Raw genomic sequence first — 26,621 nt, 5'->3', positions numbered from 1 at the left:
TGACTGGACTCGAACCAGTGACATACGGATTAACAGTCCGCCGTTCTACCGACTGAACTACAGAGGAATCGTGTGAACGGGGCGCATATTATCGACCTGCGTTCGCCTTGTCAAAGGGTGGATCAACGCTTTTTGATCGTTTGATGACAAAATCGGCAAAGTGGTGTTTTTGCCAGCGGAATGCACCGCTTTGGTGCGGACATACCTCTAATGGGGCAGATCATAAACTGCTGTTTCAGTAATAAAACCCACCCCCGTGATTAGGTTTCCTTATTTTCAGGCGCTTAGCGAACAATTCAGACCGACTGGTAAAAGTGGCATTCATATTGCAAAACCTGTTTAACAACGACAGCCGGTTCCGGCACAGCATTTCGAACAGGGGGCAAAATGAACTTAAGACGACTGAAATACTTCGTAAAAATCGTCGATATCGGCAGCCTGACTCAAGCGGCAGAAGTGCTGCATATCGCGCAGCCTGCGCTGAGCCAGCAGGTGGCTACTCTGGAAGGCGAGATGGATCAGCAGCTGTTGATCCGCACCAAGCGCGGCGTCACGCCGACGGAAGCAGGTAAGATCCTGTATACCCACGCGCGCACCATCCTCCGCCAGTGTGAACAGGCGCAGCTGGCGGTAAATAATGTGGGCCAGACGTTGAGTGGGCACGTTTCTATCGGCCTGGCGCCGGGAACGGCCGCATCATCTATTACGATGCCGCTGCTGCAGGCCGTTCGCGCTGAGCTGCCTGAAGTGCTGGTGTACCTGCACGAAAACAGCGGATCTGTACTGAATGACAAATTGCTCAGCGGCCAGCTGGATATGGCGGTCCTTTACGATCGCTCTCCGGTCGCCGGGATCACCAGCCAGCCGCTGCTGAAAGAAGATCTCTACCTCGTGGGCACCCGCGACTGTCCGGGTCAGAGCGTAGACCTGACCGCCGTGGCAGAGATGAACCTCTATCTGCCGCGTGATTACAGCGCCGTGCGCGTGCGCGTGGATGAAGCATTCTCCCTGCGTCGCCTGACGGCAAAAATCATCGGCGAGATCGACTCTATCTCCACGCTGACCGCAGCCATTGCCAGCGGAATGGGAGTGACGGTTCTGCCGGAATCCGCAGCGCGCTCGCTGTGCAGTGCGGCAAACGGCTGGATGGCGCGGATCACCACGCCTTCGATGAGCCTGCCGCTGTCGCTGAACATGTCGGCACGCGGATCGCTTTCGCCACAGGCGCAGGCGGTAAAAGAGATTTTGATGTCGCTGGTCAGCAAGCCATCGCTTGAGAACCGAGAACTCCAGCTTGTGAGCTGATATTCCATAAAAGCATAAGATGCTGGTTTTTATTATTTGTTCTGCAGCGCAGCTGACTCTAACAATAGAGCTATGTCAGATGCGCCGGAGTGAATCGTGAATTTCCAGCAACTTAAAATTATCCGTGAGGCGGCCAGGCGGGATTACAACCTGACCGAGGTCGCCAATATGCTTTATACCTCTCAGTCCGGCGTCAGCCGCCATATCCGCGAGCTGGAAGAAGAACTGGGAATAGAGATCTTTATCCGTCGTGGTAAGCGTCTGCTGGGCATGACAGAGCCCGGCAAGGCGTTGCTCACCATCGCAGAGCGGATCCTTAACGAGGCCAGCAACGTTCGACGTCTGGCGGATCTCTTTACCAATGACGCCTCCGGTGTGCTCACCATCGCCACCACCCACACCCAGGCCCGCTACAGCCTGCCGCCAGTGATTAAAGCCTTCCGCGAACTTTTCCCGGATGTCCGTCTGGAGCTCATCCAGGGCACGCCGCAGGAAATTGAAGTGCTGCTGCAAAACGGTGGGGCGGATATCGGCATTGCCAGCGAACGGTTGAGCAACGACCCGCTGCTGGTGGCTTTCCCCTGGTTCCGCTGGTACCACAGTCTACTACTCCCCGTCGATCATCCCCTGAATCAGGTCTCTCCCCTGACGCTGGAAGAGATTGCTAAATGGCCGTTGATTACCTACCGACAGGGCATTACCGGACGCTCGCGCATTGATGAAGCCTTCAACCGTAAAGGGTTAACGCCGGATGTGGTGCTGAGCGCGCAGGATTCCGATGTCATTAAAACCTACGTCGAGCTGGGCCTGGGCATTGGTCTGGTGGCGGAACAGTCCGGCGGCGAGCGCGAGGCCGGGGATCTGGTGCGTCTTGATACACGTCATCTGTTTGACGCCAATACCGTATGGCTCGGCCTGAAGCGCGGACAGCTACAGCGCAACTATGTGTGGCGCTTTATCGAACTCTGCAACGCCGGGCTGTCCGTTGATGAGATTAAACGCCAGGTGATGGAGCCGGAAGAAGTGGCGATTGATTATCAGATTTAAGCCCCTCATCGCGCTCGTCACCCGTAGACAAGAAGCAAAAGCCTGCCCTTAAAGCAGGCTTTTCTCTATTGAAACCGTTTAATTTTCTACCCCCTGGCCCCTTAAAATACCCTCATTAACAACCATAATATGTGACGCCATAAGATTGTCTTATATTAAAATATTTCTCATATTTTCCATTGGGTTACAGATAAGAATAAATAACATAATACTGTTATTTTTTATAAATATATTATTTGTCCGTAATGGTAATGCCCGGCTAACTAATAAAGAGATTATTTAAACTCTCCTGATTTTTAATTGCTGTTAGCATTTGGATATTTAAATGGTTATTCATTACTTAATTTGTTTAATTTAAATGTTGATTGGTTAGCTGAGCTTACAGCTTATCCAGGAAAAGCTTACTTAATTACCGGTGAAGATTTTAGGTCAAATTTTTGTTATTTTTTCTGGACAAATTTGATTGGGTTGTAATATGTTTGTTTCACCCAGTGATGAAAGGCATGACATTGTGGAATCAAAAAGACTTATTACTTCCGGCAGCAGCTGGGAGGAGGCTTTCGGTTTCTCGCGAGCGGTAGAAGCAGACGGTTGGCTATATATTTCAAAAACGGGACCTCTTAATTCTAGTGGTGAGATTGAATCTGATGATATCTCACTGCAAATGGAATGCGTTCTTAATAAGATCAAGGGGATACTTGAATCAAATGGTTATGCGATAGACGATGTAATACAAAGCAGGCTATATCTGACTGAAATTGAAGAATGGCAGCAGGTGGCTCGTATCCATGGTCACTATTTCCGTGATTCCAGACCTGCATTTACTTTATTGCACGTATTACCCTTTCCCGAGAAAAAAATGAAAGTAGCAATTGATATTGTGGCAAAAAAAAGACAGGGGGCAACTAATGAGTGATATCGCACAAGAAAATGCGGTTTCGCCGTTGTTTATCTGGTTCGCCAGCATCGCGGCCGGTACGGCCATGGCGAATAACTATATTCTCCAGCCCGTATTGCCTGCTATCGCAACATCTTTGCAGTTGCCTCTCTTTTATACCGGCTTCATTGCGGCGAGCATGCAAATAGGTTACATGCTGGGAATACTCTTCCTTGTTCCGCTTGGAGACAGTGTTAACCGTAAAAAACTGATTATTTGTCAGTTTATCCTCCTCTCGCTTGCGCTGTTTGCCGCTTCATTGACCCGTCAACCGTTGCTCCTTTTTAGCGCGGGCATAGTAACAGGCGCGATGGCGACAAGCGCAGTGCAGCTGAATGCGCTTGGATTTCACATTACGCCAAAAGGTGCCACGGTCGGTCTGATCACGATGGGCATTTCGGCAGGAATACTGCTCGCAAGGCTAGTGGGCGGCAGTCTGGCCGATGCGCTTGGTTGGCGAGGGATGCTGGCCATCGTCGCCGCCGTTATGGCCTGCATGGCGTTGCTGGCCATCAGATGTCTGCCCGATGTTAAGCCCGCAAAGGCGACGGGGTATCTGAGCGTCATGGCGAAATTGCCGGGTTTACTGCGTAACGCACGGCTTATTGAATCCGCGGTAACCGGAGGTGCATGGTTCTTCGTCTTTAGCCTGTTATGGGTAACCATCATGCTTCATCTGCAAAGACCGCCTTTGCATCTGCCTGCGGGAACCGCGGGATTATTTGGCCTGGCGGGTATCGTCGGTCTGGTACTGGCGAATTATGCGGGGAAACTGGCTGACCGCTTCGGGTGTCGTAGCGTGATTTTTGGCGGAATGGCGTTCGTGGTTGCGGGGATAACCGTCCTGTTTCTCTTTCCCGCATCCTTACCGGGGCTTACGCTGGGCATTATCTTATTCGATTTAGGGTGTTTTGCCGCGCAGGTGGCTAACCAGACGCGGGTTCTCGGATTACACCCGGATAAAAGAAGCAGTCTCTATGCGCTTTATATGTTCTTTTATTATGCAATGGGTGCGGCCGGATCCGTTACCGGTCCATGGGTGTATGAAAGGTGGGACTGGCAGGGCATCTGTTTAGTGAGCGTCGTGATGGTGATAATTGCGATGATGACCACCGCAATAGGTCATTTTAACGAAAATAGCGTCGCCCACGTTTCGAACTAAACGTTTTTTAATATCAATAAATTCAACGCTAGCTATGGCGGGGATACGCATGTTTATTATTCAGCTTTCCGTGATTGTTTTTGCCTGCTATGTCGTGGGCAAACTTATGGAGCAGATAGGTCAGGCGCAGGTCATTGGCCATATTGCTGCAGGTGTTTTATTGGGACCGACTTTCTTTCCTGGAATAATGTCTCTGTTCTCATTTCAAACATCTTTATTCAGTCAGGAGTCGTTGACCACCATTGATAAGCTGGCGAATCTGGGCATGATTTTGCTCATGTTTGACATTGGATTGTCGCATTTTCATGGTAATAACCATGGACGTCGTAAGCAGACCATTGCTGCGTTAAAAATAGCGGTATTAGGCATGCTGCTCCCTTTTATCGGGGGCGTATTGGCGGGGAATTCGGTACATGCCGAACTGGCGCCACAAACCGATCGTCTTTTATTTAATATCTTTATGGGAACAGCGTTGGCGGTATCCGCTCTGCCGGTGATTGTGCGGATCATTGAAGATTTAAAGATGCTTCACCTGGCTATCATTCCTCCCGTCATCACAGCCGCCATTCTTACCGATGTGACAGGCTGGGGAATTTTGGCTTTAGACAGCGTATTTGCTGCGGTAGAAGGAAAATCCGATTCGCTGTGGTCTTATTTATCCGTCGTGACGGTAACCCTGGTACTTTATTGGCTGGTGACCTGCAAAGTCGTGGTGCCACTGCTCATTCGGTATGCGCACAAACCTGAGATGAGATTTCCGGCGATCATTTTTTGGATTTTGATCAGCGCGTGGGGGGCGGATTATCTTCACCTGCACAGTGGTTTCGGTGCGTTGCTGGCGGGCAGCATGCTCGCGCGGATCCCCGGGTTAGCAAAGCAATGGCATGCGAGTATGAACGGCTTCATGCACTATCTTTTACTTCCCGTGTTGTTTGTCAGTGCCGGTCTGAAAACGCATTTCGACTTCAGTATGGCAACGCAGGATATTGCCTGGATAATCGGGTTCACCTTACTGGCATTTATCACCAAATTCAGTGGTGCTCTGCTCGGGGCGCGAATTTCAGGTTATTCACTACGTGAAGCCTCCATGATTGGCGCGCTCATGAATACGCGCGGCCTGATGGAACTGGTTGTGCTGTCCATTGGGCTCGAATTAAATCTTATTTCGCAACGAGTCTACTCCATTATGGTCATTGTGGCGCTCGTGGTGACGGCAACCACACCGCCAATATTACGTTGGTTAAATAAAGAATCATCTTCCGCTGTAGTCAATAAAACGCTTGAAAACATTAAAGGGTAAAATTATGAAACTGGATATGCCTGTGATTGTCGATCGTATTAAAGAAATCATCGCTGAACGTATTGGTCTGGATGTCGAGCGCGAAGATATTGCTGACGAGACCGGTCTCGCCTCAATGGTAGGTATGGATTCTATTGGATTTGTCGAATTACGCTTCCAGTGCGAGGAAGAGTTTAATATTAAAGTTGAAGATAAAGAGTTTTCACCCGCGAATTTTTATTCGTGCCAAACCCTTTCGCGTTTCATTATGAATAAGCTTGGAGCCTGAGAATGCTAACGCGAGCAGAAGAACGAACCGCATTTGTTCCCTATGAGCCTGCCGGTTTATTTTCTCCGGTGCTGGCAACGTCTGCGGTGGGGACCAGCGGCACTGAAGGAGAGGGTTATCAATACTATGTCGATTACTGGCAGCGGCAGAGTTTAGAACCCGGCCGGGTGGTGCTGATAGCGATGCCGAACAGTCCGGACTTGATGTATATGTTCTTTGCCGTTCTCAACAGCGGCTTTGTTCCCGCGCTGATCCCTCCGCTCACGCCAGCAGAACGGATCCTGCAGATGCTTGAGGATTTTTCGGCAGGGGCGCTGGTGCGAACGCCGGTTCAGCCAGGACGATGGCAGGAGCTGGGCGTGAGCGCAGCTGAAACCCTGGGGCGCTGGCAGGTGGGAAAATGCCGTCATGGTGGTCCCGTACAGACACAGCCGGGACAGGTCGTGATTGCCACGTCCGGGACGTCATCGTCGTTCAGCAGCGGGTGTGTTCATCATTTTGATTCTCTGCGCCGTAACGCGCTGCGCCACGCCAAAAGTATCGGCATGAGCGCCAGTGACAGGGTATTGATCAGTTTGCCGATGTGCTATTCCACCGCGCTGGTTGCACAGATGGTTGCTGCGCTGGAGACAGGCTGTGAAATCGTTATCAGTGGACCTCCGTTTTCTGTACCTCATTATCTGGATGATTTACAGCGATACGGCGTTACCCTCAGCTCGCTTACTCCCGTATTGCTGCGACAGCTGAATGCCTGGGAAACCACGCTTCCGCCGGGTTTGAAAAAACTGACGATTGGGGGCGATCTGGCTGCGCCGAAAGAGGTGGAAGACTTCTTACTCCGCCAGCCATGGCTTGAGTTATATCTGACTTATGGCATCAGTGAGGCCGGACCGCGCGTGTCGACGTGCCCGGCTCATCTGCTGGGGAGAGGATATTATGCGTCAGCCGGGCGTCCTATTGACCAGACGGAAGTTCGCATCCTGCCAGGTGCAGACGGGCTGGACGGGCAGGGGGAGTTACTGATTTGTTCTGATACGCTGCTTGTAAAGCGCATTGGGCGGGGTAACCGACAAACGTTTATTGAGCTTGATGGCAAACGCTGGCTCCGCACCGGAGATATCTTCTTCCAGGACGCTGATGGGTTCCTGTTTTTCAAAGGCCGAATCAGTGATTTCATTGTAATCAGGGATGAGAAAGTCAATATCGGTGCCGTTAAACAGCTGTGTCGGGAAATTAAAGGGGTGATGACCTGCAAAACCCAAATTGTTAATGATGGCGATCAAATAGCGGGGTTCGATATTTTTTTGACCTGCGATGAGTCATTGATCAATGAAACCAATTGCCAGCAGCACAGTGCCAGCCTGCTGAAAAAGCTCAAACGCCACGAACAACCACGTAATATAAATTTTGTTTATTGTGGTGCGGCCTCTTTAACACAATATAAGTAAGGTGATGTCATGAATGATGAACTTCGGGAACTGGCACGGGCGGTCATTGAAAAATATCACTTAACGAACCTTGATGATATTTTGCGAGAAGTGCCAAAAACAATGTGCCATGTTCTTCAGGAATCAGACGTGTTTGAAACATGGCCGGCGGACATCGTTCGCCTCAAGTTCCCTGAGGAACACTGGGATTATTATATTTCACGTTACGAGCATTTTCGCGACGAGGTCATCCGTAACCTGACGCCTCAGGATTATCTTCGTGAAATGCTGGTGAAAACACAGCGCTTACCCTGCTTCTGCTCGGAAATGGCCGATGTATCGGCGATACTATATAGTCAGGTAATCAATAAGCCTGTGTATTCTTTACGAAATATTTTTGTTAATTACCTTTATTTGCCCCGCCCCTGGCATTGTATTAATGCAGTGGTGGAGAATGGTCGGATTCGGTATTTTGATATTTCTGCTTATGCCCAGGTGCTGGACCGTAAAAGAAGGAAAGTGGTTAAGCCTGCCGAGCTGGAGGGATTTAATGCGACAGATATCGCATTCGATTTTATCGAAAGCCCACGCTGGCTACAAAAAGAACCTTATCAACGTAAAATAGAGGTCACTGCAGGCGAGCTTAAAGATAATTTTTATCCTTCTCCGCTTGAAGATAAACCTTTTAACGAATTTTTGCGCACGTTCAATTGATAAATCTTTAATTCAATTTAACCAGCTTACCGTACTCTTTTTCGGTAAAGGAAAAATAATGACTACTACAACGTATGTCGCAAATGTTGTCGGCATGGGATGGACAACTGCGTCTGGCGATCGTATCGAGGATGTTTTTCAGACCTTACTGGAAAGCCAAACCGGTATTGCGCCTGCGCCATCGGCGCGAAGCTTGCGTACCGATCTGGCCGCCATGCTGCCTGGCGAATGGCCTGCAGAAATGCGTGAAAAACTGATCGCGCTGACAAAACGTACGGCCCTTCAGGCGCTTGAGGATTCGGGGGCAGGAGAGCCCGTGCCGGAGGAGCGACGCTTCTTGATTGTCGGTACCAGCCTTGGATTCCGTCTCGACAGCGAGGCGTTTTGCCGGGAGCCTCTCGACGGTTGGGTTAACGAGGTGGCGGAGTCGCTGGGAATGGAAGGGATCGCGCTCTCTACCGCCTGCTCCTCGGGATCAGATGCCCTTCTTCTGGGGGCTCATTTAATTGCGACGGGGCAAGCAGACCTGTGCGTCTGCGGCGGTGCGGATATTCTTACTGATTCAAAACGTCTGGCCCATAGCGCGCTGGGTACGCTCTCCCTCTCTACCCTGAAATCGTTCGATGCCACTCACGAGGGGACGATCCTCGGAGAAGGGGCCGGTTTTCTGGTGCTGCAAAGGGAAGGCGGGTCTGCGCCACGCGTGCTGGCAAAACTGGTCGGCGCGGGGGCGTCTAACGATGCGGCAGGACTGACCGCGCCGGATGAGCAAGGCAATGGCATCCGTCTGGCATTACAGCGTGCCCTGACGCAGGCGGGACTTGAGCCTGGCGATATTGCGCTTATTAATGCGCACGGTTCGGGTACCTTGACCAACGATCGGGTTGAAAGCAATGCCTACAACCTGTTTTTCACCCATCGTCCCTGGGTCTTCGCCACAAAGGGCAATTTTGGCCATACGCTGGGGGCTACAGGTGCGCTGGAAGCCATCGCGCTCATTCACAGCCTCAATGCGGGCACGATCCCCCCGGTCTATGAGTTGAAAAAGCCGATTGATGGCCTGCGTTTTAATTTACCCGCCGCGCAGCCACAACCCTTAAAGGGAAAAACGGGTTTGAGCATGACGATTGGGTTTGGTGGTTTTAACACCTGCCTGATATTTACCGTAATGTAAAAGGTGGGGTAGCTAATGAAAATTATTTCTTCGAGTACCGCAAACTCATTAATTTGGTCCGACTTAAATGAGACCTTGCGCCGGGGGTTAAAAACAGCAGACCCATTGTCATTAAATGTGCTGTTCACTGTCGATGAACTTTATCAACAGCATCAGGCATTGCTGGATAAGTATCATGAGAGTGTCGGGTTTATTCAGTTTGGTACGGCATTCCCTGTAAATACCAGTGAGAAAATTATTAACGACATGGCGATAAAATCGCGCGTCTCGCCGGTCGATTTTATAAATGCCAATGTGGGAGCACCCGTTTCCATTTGCTGTACACGCTATCGCTTTCAGGGACCCACAATGGTTCTGACGATGCCGCAGCGCACCGGCAAAGAGATTGCCATGTCTCTGGCGAGGGAATGGTTAACACAACAAGCAACGTATCTTTTTCTGATTCAGGCCGATCGCGCGCGTGAAAATGAAATCGAAATAACAACACAGTTAGTCACTCAGTAATATTATTAAGGGTAAAGCAATGAAACAAAGTCATTATGATGTGGCCATCATCGGGAGTGGTATTGCAGGAACCATGCTCGGCGCTATTCTGGCAAAACAGAAATTAAACGTAGTGATTATTGATGCAGGCACCCACCCTCGCTTTGCCGTGGGGGAATCGATGGTGCCGGAAAGTGCTGTGCTTTTGAAAATTCTGGCTCGCCAGTACAATATTCCTGAGCTGGCATGGCCGGGGGAAATTCACGCGCTGATGGAGAATATTGGCACCTCGAGCGCAGGTATTAAACTGGCATTCAGCTTTGCATGGAACGGTAAGAATAAAGCGCATAATCCGCAGGACGTTGTGTCGACACCGGTACTGTCTCCGGAAGCGCATCTGTTCCGCCAGGATATTGATGCCTATTACCTGGCGCTGGCCGCGCGTCTGGGGGCCGACATTCGCCAGCAAACCCGCATCCAGTCTATTGAAGAAACCGGCGACGGGATGCTGCTGGATCTGGGGAAAGAGCAGATTAAGGTCAAGTACGTCGTGGATGCTGCAGGCTTTCGCTCACCGGTTGCCGATAAGTTCGGCCTGCGCGAAGGTGCGCGTGAGATGCAGAGCCGTACCCGTTCGTTGTTCACACACATGACGGGAGTCAAACTGTATGAAGACGTCATCGCCTCGACGGACGTGACCGGTTCGCCGACCCCGCTCTCACAGAGTACGCTGCATCACATGTTTGAAGGCGGCTGGCTCTGGATTATTCCTTTCAACAACCATCCCTATTCGACCAATACCTTATGCAGCGTCGGCCTGCAGTTCGATATCGATAAACATGGCCCAGCTGGCGATCCGGAAGAAGAGTTTACCCGTTTTCTCGATGAGCACCCCTCCGTTGCGCGCCACTTTGAAAGCGCAGCCCGGGTACGTGAATGGACCGTTGCACCTCGCCTGAATTACACCAGCCGCGAAAGCGTAGGGGAGCGTTACTGTCTTTTAGGCCATGCGGTGGGCTTTGTCGATCCGCTGTTCTCGCGCGGGTTAGTTAATACGTTCGAATCGATTCTGCGCGTCGCACCTAAAATTGTTCATGCCGTCAGACAGGATGACTGGTCAAAAGAGCGTTTCGCCAGCTATCAGCATTACAGCCTGGAAGTGGTAAAAGTTAACGACAGGCTGGTGGCAAATTCATTCACCGCATTTGATAGCTTCCCGCTGTGGAATGCGTGGTTCCGTATCTGGATTAGCGGCAGCTACATTGGCGTCTTGCGTCTGCGTAAGATCCTGAGTGACTACCAGCAGCACGGTGATGACGAGCGGCTCGAGAAGGAGTTTGAAAGCGCAACCTATCCGGGACACCTTTCCATTGAGAGCCCCTTCTATGAGGCTATTTTCGATAAAGCCTGTGAAACAATGGAAGCCTATCGCGCCGGTAACCTCCCTGAAAAAGAGGTGATTGCTACGCTTCATGCGCTTTTTGCTGACAACCGCGAGCATTTCCCCATTGATTTCTCAGATTTCACCAATCGCTACCTCTCCCGGGCAACGGAGGAATTTGCCGATTCCCTGTTCTACTGGGCCCATAACGCGCCTGGCGGCATAGGCCACTTGTTTGACCGTGGAGATAAACCAGTCCGATTCGATTTCCTCGATCCTTACCGCTATGGCGATCGTCAGCAGTTAAATCAGCATGCTGATGCCATGTTGCAACAGGCGCGTCATCAATAACCTGACGGGCGGCCGTTCGGGCCGCCCCCTGAGGAGAGCGTTATGGATACTGTAGTCGAGCAGCTTTTGCAGCGACGGGAGGGCGCCGTCGCCCGTGGCATAAACCAGATGCATCCGGTGTATATTCAGCGAGCGGAAAATGCGGTGATATATGACGTCAACAATCGACGCTACATCGATTTTTCCGGCGGAATTGCCGCGCTGAATACCGGCCATCTTCATCCTAAAGTCATTGCGGCAGTGGAGCGCCAGCTGCATCAGTTTACCCACAGCTGTTTTGCCGCCACCCCTTATGAATCATATATCGCGGTGTGTGAACGTATTAACGCCCTAATGCCGGGAGATTTTGACCGACGCAGTTTTCTCCTGACGACGGGGTCCGAAGCGGTGGAAAGTGCGCTTAAAGTTGCCCGGGCAGCCACGCGGCGAAGCGGGGTGATTGTCTTCAGCGGCGCCTATCACGGGCGTACGTTTATGACGCTGGCGATGAATGGCAAAATTGCGCCCTACAGCCAGGGGATGGGGATCATGCCCGGCCCGGTCTTCCGGGCGCCTTTCCCGCAGGGAGAGACAGAACCTGATATTGCTCAGGCGCTGGCTGGCCTCAAAGTGATATTAACGAGCGACATTGCGCCGCAGGATGTGGCTGCCATTGTCATCGAACCCGTTCAGGGCGAAGGCGGATTTTACGTCGTGCCACCTGCGTTTATGCGTGGTCTACGTGAACTCTGTGACCAGGAAGGTATCGTGTTAATCGCAGATGAAGTTCAGTCTGGCGCAGGCCGCACGGGGACGTTCTTTGCTATGGAACAAACCGGCGTTGACGCCGATTTAATCGTGTTCGGTAAATCAGTCGCCGGCGGACTTCCGCTTTCCGGCGTTGTTGGTCGTGAGTCGCTTATCAACCAGGTGGCACCGGGCGGCCTTGGCGGAACCTGGGCAGGCAATCCGCTTTCCTGTGCGGCGGCGCTGGCGGTACTTGACCTCTTTGAAGAGACGGATCTGCTGGGCGCAGCCCGGCGTCTGGGTCAGCGTCTGCGCAAAGCCTTAGAGTCCATTGTCAGCCCACTGGCGATTGGCTATGAGATACGCGGGGTCGGCGCCATGATTGCGCTGGAGCTTTTTTCGCTGGAGCACGGAAAGCGAACGCCGGCGACCGGGCTTATCGATCGGTTAGTCAAAAGCTGTGCCCGTGAGGGCCTTATTCTTCTTAAATGCGGCAAACAGGCGAATGCCATCCGCTTTTTAATGCCCCTGACGATTGAAGACAGCGTTCTGGATGAGGGGCTGACCATTTTTGCCGGCGCGCTGCAACAGCAGGTCGCGTCTTCAGGCTTAGCAGAGGTGAAACGATATGGCGCAGTTTGATAGCCGAACCTTACGGAACGTATTTGGTCGATTCGCAACAGGCGTTTGTGTCGTGACCATGATGGATAAAGGTAACAATTTCCATGGGTTAACTATCAGTAGCTTTAACACCGTTTCCCTGGAACCCCCTCTGGTGCTCTGGAGCCTGCGTAAGCAATCCTGGTACGCTCAGCATTTTCTGGAGGCAGAAGCCTTTGCGATAAATGTCCTGTCGGGCCATCAGCATCAGGTTAGCGATATTTTTGCCAGTGCCGTCAGCGATAAATTTCATCGCGTAGACCATCGGGTCAGCGGCTATAAACTGCCTTTAATTGACGGTGCGCTAGCGCATCTTGAATGCAAGATGTGGCGTCAGGTAGACGGCGGCGATCACTGGATATTTATCGGTGAGGTGGTGGATTCGTTACATACTGAAGGTGAGCCGCTCATCTTTTTCAACGGTCGCTATGCAACCACCGCCGGTCTGTCGATTCCAGCCTAAAAAAAGGGGCTGAAAAGCCCCATAACACGCCGAGCGAAGCGTCAACTAAAAGGGTACTTCTTAAATGCCGCCTGGTTTTCGAAAACGTCGGCAACCGCCTGAATCGTTTTAAAATCACCGGCGTTAACCACATGAGGGATCATTGACTGAATAAATGTCCAGATAACCGTGCTGGTGACAGCAACCTGATCGGCCACCGCGTTATCCGCACGCGCTTCCAGCAGCGTGTTCCATTCCTTGCAGGCAGCCAGCAGCTGGAGGGTGATACGTTCTATCCACGGATTGTGCTGCTTCTCCGCCGGGCGCAGGTTGTGTTCATACACATTTTGTACGGCTTTCTCCGCGGCGGCGAGGATAAAGCCCAGCGTCTGGAGATCGTTTGCCAGCGCATCCGGCGCCACGGGCAGCAGTCTCCGTTCAGGAGCGGCCTGAGACTCAAAATAATTCAGTATCAGCGATGAATCCATCAGACGCGTTCCATTCTCCAGAATCAGCGTGGGCGCTTTTACCGCAGGGTTGATCCGGGAAAATTCTTCAAATGTGCTGAATACCGACAGCGGCTGGCTTTCAAACGCAACGCCATAAAGTTCCAGGGAGACCGCCACGCGACGTACATAAGGAGAATCCATCATGCCAATCAGCTTTATCATGATTCCTGTTTTCCTGTCTGGGTGAAAAAACGCTTCATTGAAGATGATAAACAGACATTACAATAAATTCGCTATGGCGAATATCATGAGTATCTTACGGCCTGAGTTAGTATTACTGACATATTGGCCGGTTGCCGTTTATAAGATTCAGCATATTAAGGGAGTGGTTTCATGTCGGATTTTCCACCTATCGCAAGTTTGCGTAGTTTTGAAGCTGTGGCTCGCCTTGGCAGCGTAACGCTTGCGGCGAAAGAGCTCCACGTTACCCATTCCGCCATCAGCCAGCAGATTAAAGTGCTGGAGGAAATGGTGGGTGTGAAGCTGTTTATCCGTCATGGGCGAGGGGTACAGATCAATGAAGAGGGGCGGCTCTACGCGTTACAGGTACGCGAGGCGCTGAACCATATCGCAGATGCCACCCGGCTAGTGCAGGTGAAACCGAGAATACTGGAACTGACGCTGGCGATGGTGCCGTCTTTTGGATGTCACTGGCTGTTGCCGCGTCTGGAACGATTTCGGGAAAAATATCCGCATATCACGCTGCGGATCCAGGCCAGCCTGACGATTACCAGCATGCAGCAGGAAGGGATAGATATTGCGATACGCATGGGGAAAGGAAACTGGGAAGGCAGCGACTGCCATTATCTTTTTTCAGATGAACTGATTGTTGTTGCGGCGCCCGGCTATAACGGCGGCGTACTCCCGGCGACGCCGGCTGAGGTGGCGAAGAGTCAAATCATATTCTCCATGGAGTCGTGGAAAACCTGGTGTTTCAATGCGGGGCTGGAAAAAGATATTGTGCCCGGCGGCTTATGCATTAACGACTCAAATTTAGTCCTTGAGTCTGTCAGACTCGGTAAAGGTATCGCGCTGGAGCGCCGTTCTCTGGTTCAGGATGCCATCACCCGGGGCGAACTGGTCCAGCTTACCCCTTTCACCGCGCCGTATCCCTGGCCTTACTGGCTGGTGACATCGCAGTTAACGGAGGCGAAACCGGAGGTGGCTCTCTTTGTCGAGTGGCTGGATGAGGAAGTAGCGGCCTGGCGTCAGCTCACGGAGTCCTGAACGCTTTTTTACGACACTGCTCGCAATGCGGTGAACACCTGACGGGTGATTCACCGAAATACTCCTGCACGTCTTCAGCTTTCACGTAACCACACAAGAATCATGCACGTTCTCTCAGGATAATCGCTGCTATAGCTTTACGGCTATGTTGGCGTTGGGGACATGCTGCTGCATCAATTCAACGATCCAGTCAATAAAAACGCGCAGTCTGGCGTTGACATGGCGGTTCGGCGGGAACGCCAGGTGCAGGGGCATTGGACTGATACGCCATTGTGTAAACAACGGAATTAAAGAGCCGGCAGTCTGATGTGCCGCTGCCATATAGACTGGCAGCGCAATCACGCCCAACCCGGCTAACCCGGCTTCGAGGTAAGCATTGCCATCATCCACGGCAAGTACATAGCTTCCCGTGATTTCAATATGTTCACTCTCACTGCGCAGTACCAAAGGGTCAATCTTACCGGTGCGTGAGGACAAGAATCCGACTATGCGATGGTCGGTGTTTTCCAGCTCTCGCGGGTGCGCAGGGGCGCCAAGGCGTTCCACATAGCTGGGGGCGACGTAGATGCCGATTTGCAAATCTCCGACATGGCGAGCGATGAGGGACTGGTCGTTGATTTCGCCACCGCGCAGGACGCAATCCACGCTGTCGCCGATCAGATCCACCACCCGATCGCTCACGCCCATGTCGAACTGGATATCAGGATAGCGTGCGTGGAAAGCCGGTAGCGCCGGCACCAGGATGAGGCGGGCCAGCGGACTGGGCACATCTACCCGTAGCCGTCCTCTGGGCGTAATCGCCGCACTGGACAGGCAGTTTTCAGCATCTTCCATGTCCGCCAGCAGGCGGATGACGCGCTCGTAGTAGACCGCGCCATCGGGAGTCACACCGAGCTTGCGGGTGGTGCGATGGAGCAATTTGACGCGCAGGCGAGCTTCCAGCTGCTGAATGAGTTGCGTCACCGTGGTTTTACTCATATGAAGCGTTTGGGCAGCTTTTGTGAAGCTACCTGCCTCCACCACGCGAGCAAAGGCGCGCATCGCATCGAAACGATCCATTCCCTATCCTCTCTTTTCACCGATTGTTTGGATATTACAAACAATGATGGACAAAGTCGCTTGTTTATCCGCCCGATCCTGCACCTGTAAAGTGTCTTTATATTCACCGGGCTGATTTTGCCCCATTACAAAGGTACAAACATGACAGCACGTGAAGCCGTTTTCCCCTCCGGTCGGCAGGCTCTCTATGAGCGCAATCGCTATTCACCAGCCATCAAATCTAACGGTTTCTTGTTCGTTTCGGGGCAGGTTGGTAGCCGGGAGGATGGTTCGCCTGAGTCCGATCTGAAAGCGCAGGTCAGGCTGGCATTCAATAATCTTAATGCTGTCCTCGCGGCTGCGGGCTGTACGTTCGGTGACGTGGTTGACGTTACTCTCTTTGTCGTCGATCCCGAGTCAAACCTCGACGCTATCTGGAGTATCCTGCCAGAATATTGGGGGGAAGCGCCTTACCCGACGTTGACCGGGATCGGCGTGACGTGGCTTTACGGGTTCCAGTTTGAGATTAAGGTGATTGCCAGGCTGCCCTGAGCGTTACGGGTCCTTCCGCCAGTCGAAAGATAAAACAGAGGAAAATTTATGAAAGCAGCGGTATATGACGTGGAAGGTGCTCCTGACGTCCTGAAATATGTCGATATCCCGGATCCGGTCACAGGGCCAGACGACATCCTGATTTCTGTCGAGGCTATCTCGATTGAAGGTGGCGATCTGATCAACCGCCGTTCAACTCCGCCGCCTCTTCCTTCATGGGTTGTCGGCTACGCGGCTGCGGGTACAGTGGTTGCCGTAGGGTCGAAAGTCCGTAGCCGTAGGGTTGGGGACAGAGTCGCTGCTTTTCACATGCAGGGATCGCATGCGGAACGTTGGGCTGTGCCCGCGGAACGAACCTGGCTTATACCAGACGGGGTGGATATGGCAGAAGCGGCGGCGGTACCGATTTCTTTCGCAACCGCGCATCATTGCCTTTTCACACGCGGCATGCTCCGGCACGGAGAAACCGTCCTGATTCAGGCCGCTGCTGGTGGCGTAGGGCTCGCGGCCGTTCAGCTTGCCTCACAGGCAGGCGCAACGGTCATCGCCGTGGCAAGCGGAACGCAGCGAAGAAGCCGGTTGCTTGAACTTGGCGCCGATTATGTTGTGGATCGTACAGAAAATAACATCGTGGACAGTGTCCGACAGTACACTCATGGTACCGGCGTTGACCTCGTCATCGATCCGGTGGGGACCACGTTGCCTGCTTCGCTTTCTGCACTCGCTCCGGAAGGACGTCTCGTCTTCGTCGGTAATGCGGGCGGCGGCAGTCTGACCGTCGACCTGTGGTTGCCAATGCAGTCTAACCAGACGCTCATGGGGGTATTCATGGGACCCCTTTTTGAAAGGGCTGGCGTTCGGACAAGCGTGGACGACATGTTGCAGGCTGTAGCGGCAGGGCGCATCAGGGTTGTCATTGACCGTATCTTCCCCCTGGCTAACGCTGCCGCGGCCCATGAATACGCTGAGACAGCGAAACCGCTTGGCCGCATCGTTATGAAGCCATGAGAGAGGGGGGCCTCAATCTGGCCCTGACACAGATGCGATCCGGAAGCCGCCTCGCATTTCGTTTATCCTATCCGCCATAATCCTTTGAACCGCAAAAACAGTTTTCTATTATCTGCCTTCTGATAATGGATGCCTGATTATTGAACCCCAGAAACGGCCACATTATTCGCTTGAGGAGCTGCTGGCGCAGTGCGATCCGCACGCTGAAATGAGCGAAGAGGATCGGGAGTGGATTGATGCGCCTGCGGTAGGCAAGGAGATCCTGTAAATGGACAGAGGGGAAATCTGGCTTGTTTCACTGGATTCGATTGTTGACCACGAGCAAAGTGGAAAACGTCCGGCACTCATCGTATCGAAGGCATCGTTTAACAAGCTGACCCGGCTACCGGTAGTGGTTCCCGTCACCAGCGGCGGAAACTTTGCACGTACAGCAGGTTTCACCGTTTCACTGGAAGGGGCGGGGACAAAAACAATGGGCGTTATTCGCTGCGACCAGCCCAGAACCATTGATATAGCGGCCCGGAACGGCGTGCGGCTGGAACGCATACCTGATGCCGTTGTAAATGAGGTGCTTGCCAGGCTGGATGCGATGCTGAGTTAACATCAGAGATGCAGAAAAGCAAAAAGCCCGCTTAGTTTCCTAAGCAGGCTTCTTAAATTTGGCTCCTCTGACTGGACTCGAACCAGTGACATACGGATTAACAGTCCGCCGTTCTACCGACTGAACTACAGAGGAATCGTGTGAACGAGGCGCATATTATAGACCTCGATTCGCCTTGTCAAAGGGGGAAAACACGCTTTTCGTTCGTTTGCTGACAATTTCAGCAAATCGCTGATTTTATAGCAAATTCGCGTTGAAATTACCCAGGAAAATGCGCCGCCCGCAGGCAGGCGGCGCGAAGGGTTAGAACAGTACAGAGTAGTTCAGACCAAACGTGCGTCCACGGCCCTTATAGGTATACAGGCCCGGTGCGCCGTAGGTTGGGCTATACAGCCCCGGTGCGCGCTGGCCCCAGGCGGTGGTGTAGTCTTTGTCCAGCAGGTTTTCCACGCTGAAGCTGACTTTACCCACCGGCAGGGCGTAGCTGCCGAGGAAGTCGACCGTGTTGTAGCCGTCGATCTTCTTACCGTCGGCGTCAGAGACGTCAAAGGTCTGCGTGCTCTGCACGCGCAGGGTCCAGTCGCCCGGCGCCCAGTTGACCCATGCGCTGGCTTTCGACGGGCTGGCGCTGTCTACCGTCAGCTTCTCCCATTTGCCGTTCTCGCGGGTTTCAGACTTAATGGCGTTAAAGTTCGCGCCCGTGCTCCAGTCGCTGTTAGTGAAGAAATAGTCCACCTGACCTTCCACCCCGTAGATACGACGTTTGTCGTCCTCGAGGTTGATGGTCATATCCGTCTTGTTGATGGTGATGGTTTTATCCGAGAGCGAGTAATAGGCCGCAACCTGCGTGCGCAGGTTATCCCCGGTATAGCGCCAGCCCAGCTCGTAAGCGTTGACCTTAATGCCGTCCAGCTTCGAATCGTTCACGTTCACGCTGTTCAGCAGGCGATAGTGACCGTTGCTGAGCTGATAGGTACCCGAGCCGTAGTACTTCGCCAGGTCCGGAATTTCGAAGCCCTGGGAGAAGTTAAACCACAGCTGCTGCTGTTCGGTCAGGCGGCCAAGGATCCCGGCGTTAAACAGGAAGTTGTTGTAATCGGTTTTCCCGCCCGGCACCGCGTCTGCGGAGGTGGCTTTCCCGGTGGCGATGGCCTGCTGCTGGGCGTAACCGACAAAGTCGTCCACCTTGTTTTCGGTGTACTGGTAACGTACGCCGCCGCTCAGGGTGATGGCGTCAATGTCGTAACTTGCCTGCAGGAACGGGGCGAGGTTGGTGATGCTATAGCCCGGGTAACGGCCCACGTTGTAGGCGTTGTCAAGCTCCATGCCGCCGCTCGCCGCGGCTTTGCTCAGGTCGAAGAACTGCTGGTTGGCATCGAAGGTTTCATGGTCGGCGTCCACACCCCAGGTCAGCGTCAAATCGTCCACCGGCTTGCTGTTCAGCGTCAGCTTGCCGCCGTAGAAATCAGTTTTCTGCTGAGACGCACTGATGCTGCTCACCACACCTTTGGTCAGGGTAGGGAACGGATAATAGGTCAGGCTCTCGTCGCGATAGTAAATCTGCGCAACCAGGTCCTGGCCCCAGAAGTCAGTATTGGAGTACTGCAGGTTAATCAGATGGCGCTCGGTTCCCGGTACGCGGTCAGAATCGAGATTACCTTTGTTGTACGCGTTCGCATCCCCCGTGACGGCAGAGAAGTTCTTCCCAAGATACAGCCCATGCTTGCCGTCGGATTCGCTCTTGTAGTACTGCGTGGTTAACTGCAGCTGCTGGTGATCGTCAATGTTGATGGTGCCCGTCCCCATCACATCGATACGGTCGGAATACTGTAGGCCGGTCTGGGTGTTATCAATAATCACCTCGTCGCCGTTGCCGTCGTACCAGCCGCCGTAGCGCTGATACGACACCGACAGACGCCCGGAGGCGTTATCATTGCCGCCGCTGACCGCCGCTGAAACGTTCTCATCATGATCGTTGTGGCTGTTAAAGCCGCTTTTTGCCCCGGTCTGGAACTCAACCTCGGTGTCCGGCTGGCCTTTTTTGGTGACGATGTTCACCAGGCCGCCGGTACTGCCGCCGCCGTAGAGCGAGGTGGCACCGGAGATCACTTCAATGCGGTCGATGTTGAACGGATCGATAGAGTCCAGCTGGCGGCTGTCGCTGCGCGACGAGTTCAGGCGCACGCCGTCCACCATCACCATCATCGAACGGCCGCGCAGGTTCATACCGTAGTTGGTACGCCCCTGGCTGCTGACGTCCATCCCCGGGATCAGCTGTGCGAGCACCTCTTTAATCTCTTTCCCGCCCTGAACCTGCTGCTCAATTTCAGCCCGCTCAATGACCCAGGTCGTCTGCGCCATCTCCGCCACGCTGCGGTGCGCGCGGCTGGCGGAGACAACGATATTTTCTTCCTTTTGTTCTTCCGCCCACGCAGAGGTAGAAAGCATGGCAAGCAAGCAAGGGTTTAAAACCCAAAGATGAGAACGTTTCATTGTTATGTTGATCCTGATTGTGTGTGTCAGTACTCGGTGGTTTTTGCTAATGATTTAAAAACCGGATTGCTGTCCGGGCTGGTGGTTGTCCGCCAGTGGATAACGCCGGGGGTGGTAGCCAGCTCAAACGGCTCGTCCGCGTGCGCGCGATTCAGAATTCGCGCCGCGCGCCAGGCCATCAGGCTGAGCTGGGGTTCGGCAATACCGAGACGGTGCATCCCGGCATTTACGGCAAACAGACGGTTGCTCTGCGGGCCGTCCCATTCGAGGGTGAAATCGTTGTTGATGCAGAAGGCTTCGTCCGTATCCAGCTTCAGGCGGTGAGACAGCGGCGCGAGAAACGCAGGCTGCACGGCGCGGTAGCCAGTGGCAAAAATCACCACGTCGCTTTCCAGCTGCTCACGGCCCCCGTCAAGGTGATGCTGTATACTCAGGCGCTGCCCGGTCTCCTGGCGCGAAAGCGCCGTGACCGAGCGGGACGGCATAAGATGGGCCCAGGGCTTTTCACGCAGCACTTCAAAGCGGTGGTACATGGCGCGGTAAATCGCCAGCAGGGACTCGGTGGTGATGCCGTCAGAGGTCATTTTCTGCTCGTGCAGCATCTGTCGACGGGCTTCTTCACCGAGCGTGGAAAAACTGTCCACGTACTCCGGCGTGAAGTACTCGTTGGCAAACGCGGCCTCATCCAGCGCGTTGTAGTTATTGCGGCGCGATACCCAGTTCAGGCTCAGCGGCTGGCCCCATTCGCCGCGGAAGATATTTAAAAACAGGTCCGCACCGCTCTGGCCGCCGCCGACGACGGTAACGCGCTTGCCCGCGAGATCCGGCGTGCGCAGCATCATCTCGCTGGCGTGGAAGCAGGTATCGTCCTGCACCGTGACGCAGTCGGGCAGATTGATCTGTTTGCCAATCCCTACGCAGACGTGGCGCGCCAGGAAGCGATCGCGCTGGGTCACCACCTCAAACAGGCCGCTTTTCTCATCAAAACTGACCTGCTGCACCTGCTGGCTAAATGACAGATTGGTGAGATTGCTCGCCGCCCAGCACAGGTAATCGGCAAACTCTTCCCGCGAGACGGTGCGCTGCTCGGTGGTCAGAAAGCGGTAGAACTTTTTGCGCTGCACCAGGTAGTTCAGGAAGCTGTGGCGGTTGGTGGGCTCCACGGCGCTGACCAGATCCTTCAGGAAGCTGGTCTGCATGTGGCAGTCCGGAACCATCATCCCCGGGTGCCATGAAAAGTGCGGTTTGCGCTCAAGAAACAGCGAGCTAAAGCCGTCCAGCCCTTCCGCCAGAGCGGCGATGCTGAGGTTAAACGGGCCAATACCAATGCCGATGAAATCATAGGTTTTCATTGCGCTGACTCCCGGGAGACCAGAAAAAGGGGGTTATCAAGATCGGAGACATAGTTCGGCAGCATGCGGCTGCCGCCGTCGTGTTCGGAGAAGGTCAGTTTGACCGGGTTGAGGATCACGCGAATAATCTGCGGCTTGAAGAGATCGAATTTGGCGAAGCGTTCCGCCAGATCCGGGTGCGCGGCCATATAGCGTTGCAGTACCCCGGCCAGGATCTGGTAAAAGCGCGTTTCGCTGACCCCGCTTTGCTGGGTAAGACGCGAGATAAAACGCAGCACCGTCACAAAGTTGCCGGTTTGCAGGTCGTGAATAATGTAATCCGCGCTCAGGCGCGCCGTGACGGCCTTCACCTGTTCCGGCAGGCTCTGCGCCTGCGGGAAATCCTCATCCACCAGGCGCATATCGCCCTGGAAATCCTTCAGCAGGATGCACTGCGGGACGTAATCCTTCATTACCAGCGTCACGTTCTGCCCGTGGGCGATCAGCGCCACGCCGTAGCGGCAGAGCAGGTGATAGAACGGGATCACCGTTGCCTCAAACAGCTTTTCCAGCCACGCGTCGGCGCTTAACCCGGAACGGTTGATCCATGCGTCGATCAGCGGACGCCCGGCGTTGTCGGTTTCCATCAGCGCCGCCATCAGCACCGCCTGTTCACCGTCCTGCAGATAACAAGACGGGTTCTCGCGCCAGATCACGCCCAACATTTCCTGATAGCGATAGGGCGCTTTCGGCAATGCGGCATAGCCCGGATGCGACAGATACCCGGCAGCGGGCTCACCCAGTACCTGCGCACCGCAGCGGGCAAGCGTAGCGTCGCTGGCGAACTGCTGCTGTAACCAGCGCGAGGCCAGCGGCCCGGCGGCAATGTATTTGCCCGGAATACCGCGATAGCAGGAAGTGTTGTAGATGGTCAGCGGCAGCTTGATGTCAAACGGCGCGCGACGGCTGGCGTTGGTGAGCGTGCGCAGGGACTGCTGCGCCAGATACTCATCGCCAAATTCGCCCAGTTCCACCATCTCACCGCGCGCCAGCTGCGCAAGGAAATGAATGGCGATCTTCTGCTGCCACTGCCACGGGTGCAGCGGCACGGGCAGCCAGCCGTCGTCGAGACCCAGCGCCTGCCAGCGGGCGTCAAACCGGGCGCGCTCGGCGTTGTCCATCGCGCTGGCCAGCAGGGCATTGATATCGCAATCGACGTCGCTGCTCCAGACCAGATGCTCCCGCTGGACGGCGACCCAGTGCAGGCGAAAACGCCCGCGATACTCAGGCGCGTACTGGCGCAGGGCATTCAGGCCCCAGCCGCGGCGACCTTTGTTGAAAATAAACTTAGGATGACCGCTCATCAGACACTGCAGTTCGTCCGGGTCGAGGTGGATCAGCGCGTCGGCATCCAGCGCTTCGCGCGCCTGTAAAAGCTGAATATCGCCCCGCAGCGTGGCGTAGAGATCTTCCATATGCTCTGCCGTTTGCGCGTCGCTCATCTCCAGCACCGTCGCCAGCTGCAGCAGCGCGCTTTCCGCTTCTACGGCGGCGCTGCTGGTGGTCGTCAGGCTGGCAGGTTCGATATGCAGCCAGCCCCAGATCCCGCGCGTGGCGCTAAACTGCCATGTTTCGCTGCCCATGGTGATTTGCCAGCGGTCCGGGCCCAGGGTTTCGGCACGCAGGGTACGTTCGTATTCCAGTTCGGCGAGGATCTTCGCCACCATCTCACGGTTCACTTGTTGCCAGAGTGCGTTCACAGGCCCACCTCGCTGAAGAAGCGGTGACGCTGGCTCATGATGAGGCGCGAGCGTTTGTGCGGGAAATCGAACTCTTTCACCGTGTCAAAACCGGCAGAGGAAAGGTGACGGAACAGACGCTGGTTGTCGAAACGTGGCTCGGCGACAATGCGCGTCGTGCGCGGTTCATCGAGATACAGATAGTGGCTCAGGCCGCGCAGCCAGCTGCGGATGTACTGCGCGCCGCGCCAGTTTTCTTCCCCGACCAGCATGTGCAGACCGCGGTCAAACGGCTGCCAGCGATAGTGGCGGCCGATGCGGTCTTCGGGTGCCCAGTAGAGTTCAAAATAGCCAAACGGCTGGTCGTCAAAACAGCCGATAACCGGGTAGCAATACGTTGAGTCGAGCTGACGGCGCAGGTAGTTTTCCTGCTCGGCCTGCGGGCCGGCCATCTCCCAGAAAGCGTTCACGCGGGGGTTATTCATCCAGCGGGTGAATCGCTCGCCGTCCAGCGCCACGTCCGCCACGCGGAAGCTGAGGGTACGTTTAATTTGCGGATCGTAACGGCGATACACTTCGCCCTGCGGGCGGTGAGGGCGCAGCGGGAAGTACAGCTGACGGCTCTCGTCAAACTGCATTCCGCCGCTGGCCTGCGGCCGTTCGCCTCTCAGCCAGAGCGGAAGCTGCCAGAAGGCGTCGCGCGCCAGATAATCCCCGTGGGCCTGGCTAAACAGCGCCTGCGCCTGGGGTTCATCCTGCCAGGCCGCCCAGGGCAGCGTGATGCCGGTTAGCGCAGGCGCGGCGACGAACAGCTGATCCAGCGCGTTGACCAGCCAGCCGTCCGGGATGTCGTTCAGGCGCTCAAATACCGCGCTGCCGTCGAGACCCAACGCCAGCGGCAGCGTGCGATCCGTGGCGGTGCAGCGAAAGCCGTAGCCGGAATGGACGATATTCGCGATTGCCATCACGCCTTCTCCTTGTAAAACGGGTTGCTAAAGTCGAAATAGATCACCGCCGGATCGGCGATGGTGTTTTCATTGCGATCGTGCAGGTAGCAGAAGAAGTTGCCTTTGCAGTTCCAGGTTGGGCTGTCCAGCACGTAATCGAGGCAGCGGGTCTGCTTCGCGGTCTGGCGCAGGCCCACAAGCGCGTCGCGCACCCGGGACATCAGGCTCTCCTCGCTGTCGAAACCCGCGGCGGCGAGGGCGGCGGTGACGGCAAGGGTAGAGTTCAGCAGCAGGTAGTACGGGAAGTAGCGCAGCAGCTGGCTCTCACCGAAGCGGTTTTCCACCTCCGTTTCGCCCGCCTCCTGCAGCCACGCATCGGCTCCTTCGGTCCATGCGCTGCCCTGGCAGTCGCGGTAGATAAGCCCGACGGGGAAATCCTGCTGCATCTCAACGAGGATATTCTGCTGGTGCGCCAGCAGCACCAGCCCGTAGTCCGCCTCGGCGCTAAACAGCGGGAGTAACACGCGGTCGCAATAGGCGTCCAGCCAGCAGCGCGCAGCCTGAGCTAACGGTAAATCCAGACGCTGGCTCAGACGGCGGACCGCCGCGGCCAGCAGGCTGTCACCGCCGTCCGGCGCGGCCTGCGTCAGGCTCACCAGCACGTTGGTCTGAGTATCTGGCGTATCGAACAGCAGGTTGACGCGCAGGGCCATCAGGCTCTCTTCCTGAACAGTGCCGCTTTCATCACGCAGCCCCGCCCAGCCGTCTTCCTGCATGACGCGCATGGTGGGGTAGCGTGCCTGGAGTTCTTGCCAGCGCGCCGTTTTAGCCAGACGCGCCAGGCGCATACCGCGCTTAACCTCTTTCACCGACAGCGTGCGCACGGAGTTCGTCAGGCGCACGCTGAGGGAAAACTTAATCATGTCGCTGTTGGTTTCGCTGTACAGCGAGCGCGAGGAGCTGGTCGGCAGCCACTGTGCGCCTGCTTCACCCAGATCAAGCAGGGCCTCTTTTTCCACCAGGCGCTGGCACCACTCCTGCTGCAGCAGATAGTCGGCCTGCCACGGGTGCATCGGCAGCAGCCAGCGGGTGTCGGTAAAGTGGCCGAGCAGCTCAGGCGCGCTCTGGGCGGCGAAGCGCAGCAGGCGTTCACGCAGGGAGACGTTCAGGCTGTCGCCGGCAATAAGCGTGCTCTCAACGGCAAACCAGCGCAGCGGGAAGCGGGAGGCGAAATCGGGTAAATAGCGACGCGCTTCGGTTTCGTCAAACGGCTCGTGCGACTTTGGCGCCGGGTGAAACGCATGGCCGACCAGCAGCGCCTGTTCCGCGTCGGCAAACGTTAACGGTTTATCGCGCAGGGTGGCCCAGCTGTGGCGTAAATCAATCGCCTGCCAGGTGTGCGCATGGCTTTCGAGGACGCGCTGTTTAAAACGCGTCAGCGTAGCGGCATCCAAAGAGCCTTTTACTGACGGCTTTTCAAGAAGTAAATCAACCAGTTGGGTGAAAGTGACGGCGTCACCGTCATCGCTATTGCTCTGAATAAGCGTTGCCGGGAAACGGTACTGATGATGCTGAGTGGGAGAGAAATAACGTACCGGAACCCGAATCGCCTGGGTCTGGGAAAGCGGGATATGAATGTGCGATAGCGCTTGCGCATCGGGAGCGGGGAGATAGCGCCAGTCCTTCGTTTCGCGCAACAGGGCGTTTAAAAAACACTGGGCCGCAACGTCTGTACCGGCAGAGCGGGGCAGAGCACGCATAGATGTACCTCATTCCATGATTGATAATAATTCTCGTTA

General features: G+C 54.7%; 24 protein-coding genes, 1 tRNA gene and 2 pseudogenes. 19 read left to right on the top strand and 8 right to left on the bottom strand.

Going from position 1 to position 26,621, the window contains the following annotated elements; genetic code table 11:
* The first annotated feature begins 387 nt into the window (after positions 1-387).
* From nac to PYW49_RS18975, 13 genes are all read left to right on the top strand, one after another.
* Positions 388-1,305 (top strand): nitrogen assimilation transcriptional regulator NAC, encoded by a 918-nt coding sequence (nac, locus tag PYW49_RS19035; protein WP_045908128.1) that lies wholly within the window; start codon positions 388-390, stop codon positions 1,303-1,305.
* 96 nt (positions 1,306-1,401) lie between these two features.
* Positions 1,402-2,352, top strand: a complete 951-nt coding sequence (gene cbl, locus PYW49_RS19030) for an HTH-type transcriptional regulator Cbl (RefSeq protein ID WP_320387226.1) — start codon at positions 1,402-1,404, stop codon at positions 2,350-2,352.
* Positions 2,353-2,863: 511 nt separating this feature from the next.
* Positions 2,864-3,268 carry a Rid family hydrolase gene (locus PYW49_RS19025; RefSeq protein WP_320387225.1) on the top strand — a complete coding sequence of 135 codons (405 nt, stop codon included), beginning with the start codon at positions 2,864-2,866 and terminating at the stop codon, positions 3,266-3,268.
* Positions 3,261-4,451 (top strand): MFS transporter, encoded by a 1,191-nt coding sequence (locus PYW49_RS19020; RefSeq protein ID WP_320387224.1) that lies wholly within the window; start codon positions 3,261-3,263, stop codon positions 4,449-4,451. The genes PYW49_RS19025 and PYW49_RS19020 overlap by 8 nt, the downstream gene beginning before the upstream one ends.
* Positions 4,452-4,500: 49 nt before the next feature.
* Positions 4,501-5,751, top strand: a complete 1,251-nt coding sequence (locus PYW49_RS19015) for a cation:proton antiporter (RefSeq protein WP_320387223.1) — start codon at positions 4,501-4,503, stop codon at positions 5,749-5,751.
* A 4-nt stretch (positions 5,752-5,755) separates the two neighbouring features.
* Positions 5,756-6,019: an acyl carrier protein gene (locus PYW49_RS19010; RefSeq protein WP_014884442.1), complete on the top strand. Its 264-nt coding sequence runs from the start codon at positions 5,756-5,758 to the stop codon at positions 6,017-6,019.
* Positions 6,020-6,021: 2 nt separating this feature from the next.
* Positions 6,022-7,467 carry a class I adenylate-forming enzyme family protein gene (locus tag PYW49_RS19005; protein WP_320387222.1) on the top strand — a complete coding sequence of 482 codons (1,446 nt, stop codon included), beginning with the start codon at positions 6,022-6,024 and terminating at the stop codon, positions 7,465-7,467.
* Positions 7,468-7,476: 9 nt separating this feature from the next.
* A complete protein-coding gene (locus tag PYW49_RS19000) occupies positions 7,477-8,160 on the top strand; it encodes a hypothetical protein (protein WP_320387221.1) in 684 nt (227 codons plus the stop codon).
* Between the two features lie 58 nt (positions 8,161-8,218).
* Complete coding sequence (locus tag PYW49_RS18995) at positions 8,219-9,334, top strand: beta-ketoacyl synthase N-terminal-like domain-containing protein (RefSeq protein WP_320387220.1); 1,116 nt, start codon at positions 8,219-8,221, stop codon at positions 9,332-9,334.
* Positions 9,335-9,349: 15 nt separating this feature from the next.
* A complete protein-coding gene (locus tag PYW49_RS18990; RefSeq protein WP_320387219.1) occupies positions 9,350-9,838 on the top strand; it encodes a hypothetical protein in 489 nt (162 codons plus the stop codon).
* A gap of 19 nt (positions 9,839-9,857) precedes the next feature.
* Positions 9,858-11,549, top strand: coding sequence for an NAD(P)/FAD-dependent oxidoreductase (locus PYW49_RS18985; protein ID WP_134347974.1), 1,692 nt, complete (start codon positions 9,858-9,860; stop codon positions 11,547-11,549).
* Positions 11,550-11,591: 42 nt separating this feature from the next.
* Complete coding sequence (locus PYW49_RS18980) at positions 11,592-12,917, top strand: aminotransferase class III-fold pyridoxal phosphate-dependent enzyme (protein WP_134347975.1); 1,326 nt, start codon at positions 11,592-11,594, stop codon at positions 12,915-12,917.
* Positions 12,904-13,398, top strand: a complete 495-nt coding sequence (locus tag PYW49_RS18975; RefSeq protein WP_134347976.1) for a flavin reductase family protein — start codon at positions 12,904-12,906, stop codon at positions 13,396-13,398. Before PYW49_RS18980 ends, PYW49_RS18975 begins: the two co-directional genes overlap by 14 nt.
* A 41-nt stretch (positions 13,399-13,439) precedes the next feature.
* Here the strand turns inward: PYW49_RS18975 and PYW49_RS18970 are convergent, their stop codons facing one another.
* Positions 13,440-14,048, bottom strand: coding sequence for a glutathione S-transferase family protein (locus tag PYW49_RS18970; protein ID WP_134347977.1), 609 nt, complete (start codon positions 14,046-14,048; stop codon positions 13,440-13,442).
* Between the two features lie 171 nt (positions 14,049-14,219).
* On the opposite strand from PYW49_RS18970, the gene PYW49_RS18965 reads away from it, so the two are divergent.
* Positions 14,220-15,113 carry a LysR substrate-binding domain-containing protein gene (locus tag PYW49_RS18965; RefSeq protein ID WP_134347978.1) on the top strand — a complete coding sequence of 298 codons (894 nt, stop codon included), beginning with the start codon at positions 14,220-14,222 and terminating at the stop codon, positions 15,111-15,113.
* A 129-nt stretch (positions 15,114-15,242) separates the two neighbouring features.
* Here the strand turns inward: PYW49_RS18965 and PYW49_RS18960 are convergent, their stop codons facing one another.
* The gene (locus PYW49_RS18960; RefSeq protein WP_134347979.1) at positions 15,243-16,172 is read right to left on the bottom strand and encodes a LysR family transcriptional regulator; all 930 of its coding nucleotides are present in this window, start codon (positions 16,170-16,172) and stop codon (positions 15,243-15,245) included.
* 141 nt (positions 16,173-16,313) lie between these two features.
* Here PYW49_RS18960 and PYW49_RS18955 point away from each other — a divergent pair, with 141 nt between their 5' ends.
* From PYW49_RS18955 to PYW49_RS18940, 5 genes and pseudogenes are all read left to right on the top strand, one after another.
* Positions 16,314-16,703, top strand: a complete 390-nt coding sequence (locus tag PYW49_RS18955) for a RidA family protein (RefSeq protein WP_320387218.1) — start codon at positions 16,314-16,316, stop codon at positions 16,701-16,703.
* Positions 16,704-16,751: 48 nt separating this feature from the next.
* Positions 16,752-17,054 (top strand): annotated as a pseudogene (locus tag PYW49_RS18950) (alcohol dehydrogenase catalytic domain-containing protein); the annotation flags it as partial.
* Between the two features lie 96 nt (positions 17,055-17,150).
* On the top strand, positions 17,151-17,711 hold the full coding sequence (locus PYW49_RS18945) for a quinone oxidoreductase family protein (protein WP_320387235.1): 561 nt from the start codon (positions 17,151-17,153) through the stop codon (positions 17,709-17,711).
* Between the two features lie 121 nt (positions 17,712-17,832).
* Positions 17,833-17,979: pseudogene (locus PYW49_RS23440) on the top strand (AbrB/MazE/SpoVT family DNA-binding domain-containing protein); the annotation flags it as partial.
* A complete protein-coding gene (locus tag PYW49_RS18940; RefSeq protein WP_320387217.1) occupies positions 17,980-18,312 on the top strand; it encodes a type II toxin-antitoxin system PemK/MazF family toxin in 333 nt (110 codons plus the stop codon).
* A gap of 59 nt (positions 18,313-18,371) precedes the next feature.
* On the opposite strand, the gene PYW49_RS18935 is transcribed toward PYW49_RS18940, so the two are convergent.
* The 6 genes from PYW49_RS18935 to PYW49_RS18910 form a co-directional block, all read right to left on the bottom strand.
* Positions 18,372-18,447, bottom strand: a tRNA-Asn gene (locus PYW49_RS18935).
* Positions 18,448-18,615: 168 nt separating this feature from the next.
* Complete coding sequence (locus PYW49_RS18930; RefSeq protein ID WP_320387216.1) at positions 18,616-20,805, bottom strand: TonB-dependent siderophore receptor; 2,190 nt, start codon at positions 20,803-20,805, stop codon at positions 18,616-18,618.
* 26 nt (positions 20,806-20,831) lie between these two features.
* Positions 20,832-22,157, bottom strand: coding sequence for a lysine N(6)-hydroxylase/L-ornithine N(5)-oxygenase family protein (locus PYW49_RS18925; RefSeq protein ID WP_320387215.1), 1,326 nt, complete (start codon positions 22,155-22,157; stop codon positions 20,832-20,834).
* Positions 22,154-23,896, bottom strand: a complete 1,743-nt coding sequence (gene iucC, locus PYW49_RS18920; RefSeq protein ID WP_320387214.1) for an aerobactin synthase IucC — start codon at positions 23,894-23,896, stop codon at positions 22,154-22,156. Before iucC ends, PYW49_RS18925 begins: the two co-directional genes overlap by 4 nt.
* Positions 23,893-24,840, bottom strand: coding sequence for a GNAT family N-acetyltransferase (locus PYW49_RS18915; protein WP_134347985.1), 948 nt, complete (start codon positions 24,838-24,840; stop codon positions 23,893-23,895). The genes iucC and PYW49_RS18915 overlap by 4 nt, the downstream gene beginning before the upstream one ends.
* Positions 24,840-26,582, bottom strand: a complete 1,743-nt coding sequence (locus PYW49_RS18910) for an IucA/IucC family protein (RefSeq protein ID WP_320387213.1) — start codon at positions 26,580-26,582, stop codon at positions 24,840-24,842. The genes PYW49_RS18915 and PYW49_RS18910 overlap by 1 nt, the downstream gene beginning before the upstream one ends.
* Positions 26,583-26,621: the final 39 nt, after the last annotated feature.

Source organism: Enterobacter chinensis (assembly GCF_034008295.1).
Classification (GTDB): domain Bacteria; phylum Pseudomonadota; class Gammaproteobacteria; order Enterobacterales; family Enterobacteriaceae; genus Enterobacter; species Enterobacter chinensis.
This window is presented reverse-complemented; position numbering and strand designations above follow the sequence as displayed.

Coding starts and splice junctions, on each gene's coding strand:
- nac (WP_045908128.1), top strand. CDS start 388: ATGAACTTAAGACGACTGAAATACTTCGTAAAAATCGTCGATATCGGC.
- PYW49_RS19020 (WP_320387224.1), top strand. CDS start 3,261: ATGAGTGATATCGCACAAGAAAATGCGGTTTCGCCGTTGTTTATCTGG.
- PYW49_RS19015 (WP_320387223.1), top strand. CDS start 4,501: ATGTTTATTATTCAGCTTTCCGTGATTGTTTTTGCCTGCTATGTCGTG.
- PYW49_RS19010 (WP_014884442.1), top strand. CDS start 5,756: ATGAAACTGGATATGCCTGTGATTGTCGATCGTATTAAAGAAATCATC.
- PYW49_RS19005 (WP_320387222.1), top strand. CDS start 6,022: ATGCTAACGCGAGCAGAAGAACGAACCGCATTTGTTCCCTATGAGCCT.
- PYW49_RS19000 (WP_320387221.1), top strand. CDS start 7,477: ATGAATGATGAACTTCGGGAACTGGCACGGGCGGTCATTGAAAAATAT.
- PYW49_RS18995 (WP_320387220.1), top strand. CDS start 8,219: ATGACTACTACAACGTATGTCGCAAATGTTGTCGGCATGGGATGGACA.
- PYW49_RS18990 (WP_320387219.1), top strand. CDS start 9,350: ATGAAAATTATTTCTTCGAGTACCGCAAACTCATTAATTTGGTCCGAC.
- PYW49_RS18985 (WP_134347974.1), top strand. CDS start 9,858: ATGAAACAAAGTCATTATGATGTGGCCATCATCGGGAGTGGTATTGCA.
- PYW49_RS18980 (WP_134347975.1), top strand. CDS start 11,592: ATGGATACTGTAGTCGAGCAGCTTTTGCAGCGACGGGAGGGCGCCGTC.
- PYW49_RS18975 (WP_134347976.1), top strand. CDS start 12,904: ATGGCGCAGTTTGATAGCCGAACCTTACGGAACGTATTTGGTCGATTC.
- PYW49_RS18970 (WP_134347977.1), bottom strand. CDS start 14,048: ATGATAAAGCTGATTGGCATGATGGATTCTCCTTATGTACGTCGCGTG.
- PYW49_RS18965 (WP_134347978.1), top strand. CDS start 14,220: ATGTCGGATTTTCCACCTATCGCAAGTTTGCGTAGTTTTGAAGCTGTG.
- PYW49_RS18960 (WP_134347979.1), bottom strand. CDS start 16,172: ATGGATCGTTTCGATGCGATGCGCGCCTTTGCTCGCGTGGTGGAGGCA.
- PYW49_RS18955 (WP_320387218.1), top strand. CDS start 16,314: ATGACAGCACGTGAAGCCGTTTTCCCCTCCGGTCGGCAGGCTCTCTAT.
- PYW49_RS18945 (WP_320387235.1), top strand. CDS start 17,151: ATGCTCCGGCACGGAGAAACCGTCCTGATTCAGGCCGCTGCTGGTGGC.
- PYW49_RS18940 (WP_320387217.1), top strand. CDS start 17,980: ATGGACAGAGGGGAAATCTGGCTTGTTTCACTGGATTCGATTGTTGAC.
- PYW49_RS18930 (WP_320387216.1), bottom strand. CDS start 20,805: ATGAAACGTTCTCATCTTTGGGTTTTAAACCCTTGCTTGCTTGCCATG.
- PYW49_RS18925 (WP_320387215.1), bottom strand. CDS start 22,157: ATGAAAACCTATGATTTCATCGGCATTGGTATTGGCCCGTTTAACCTC.
- PYW49_RS18915 (WP_134347985.1), bottom strand. CDS start 24,840: ATGGCAATCGCGAATATCGTCCATTCCGGCTACGGCTTTCGCTGCACC.
- PYW49_RS18910 (WP_320387213.1), bottom strand. CDS start 26,582: ATGCGTGCTCTGCCCCGCTCTGCCGGTACAGACGTTGCGGCCCAGTGT.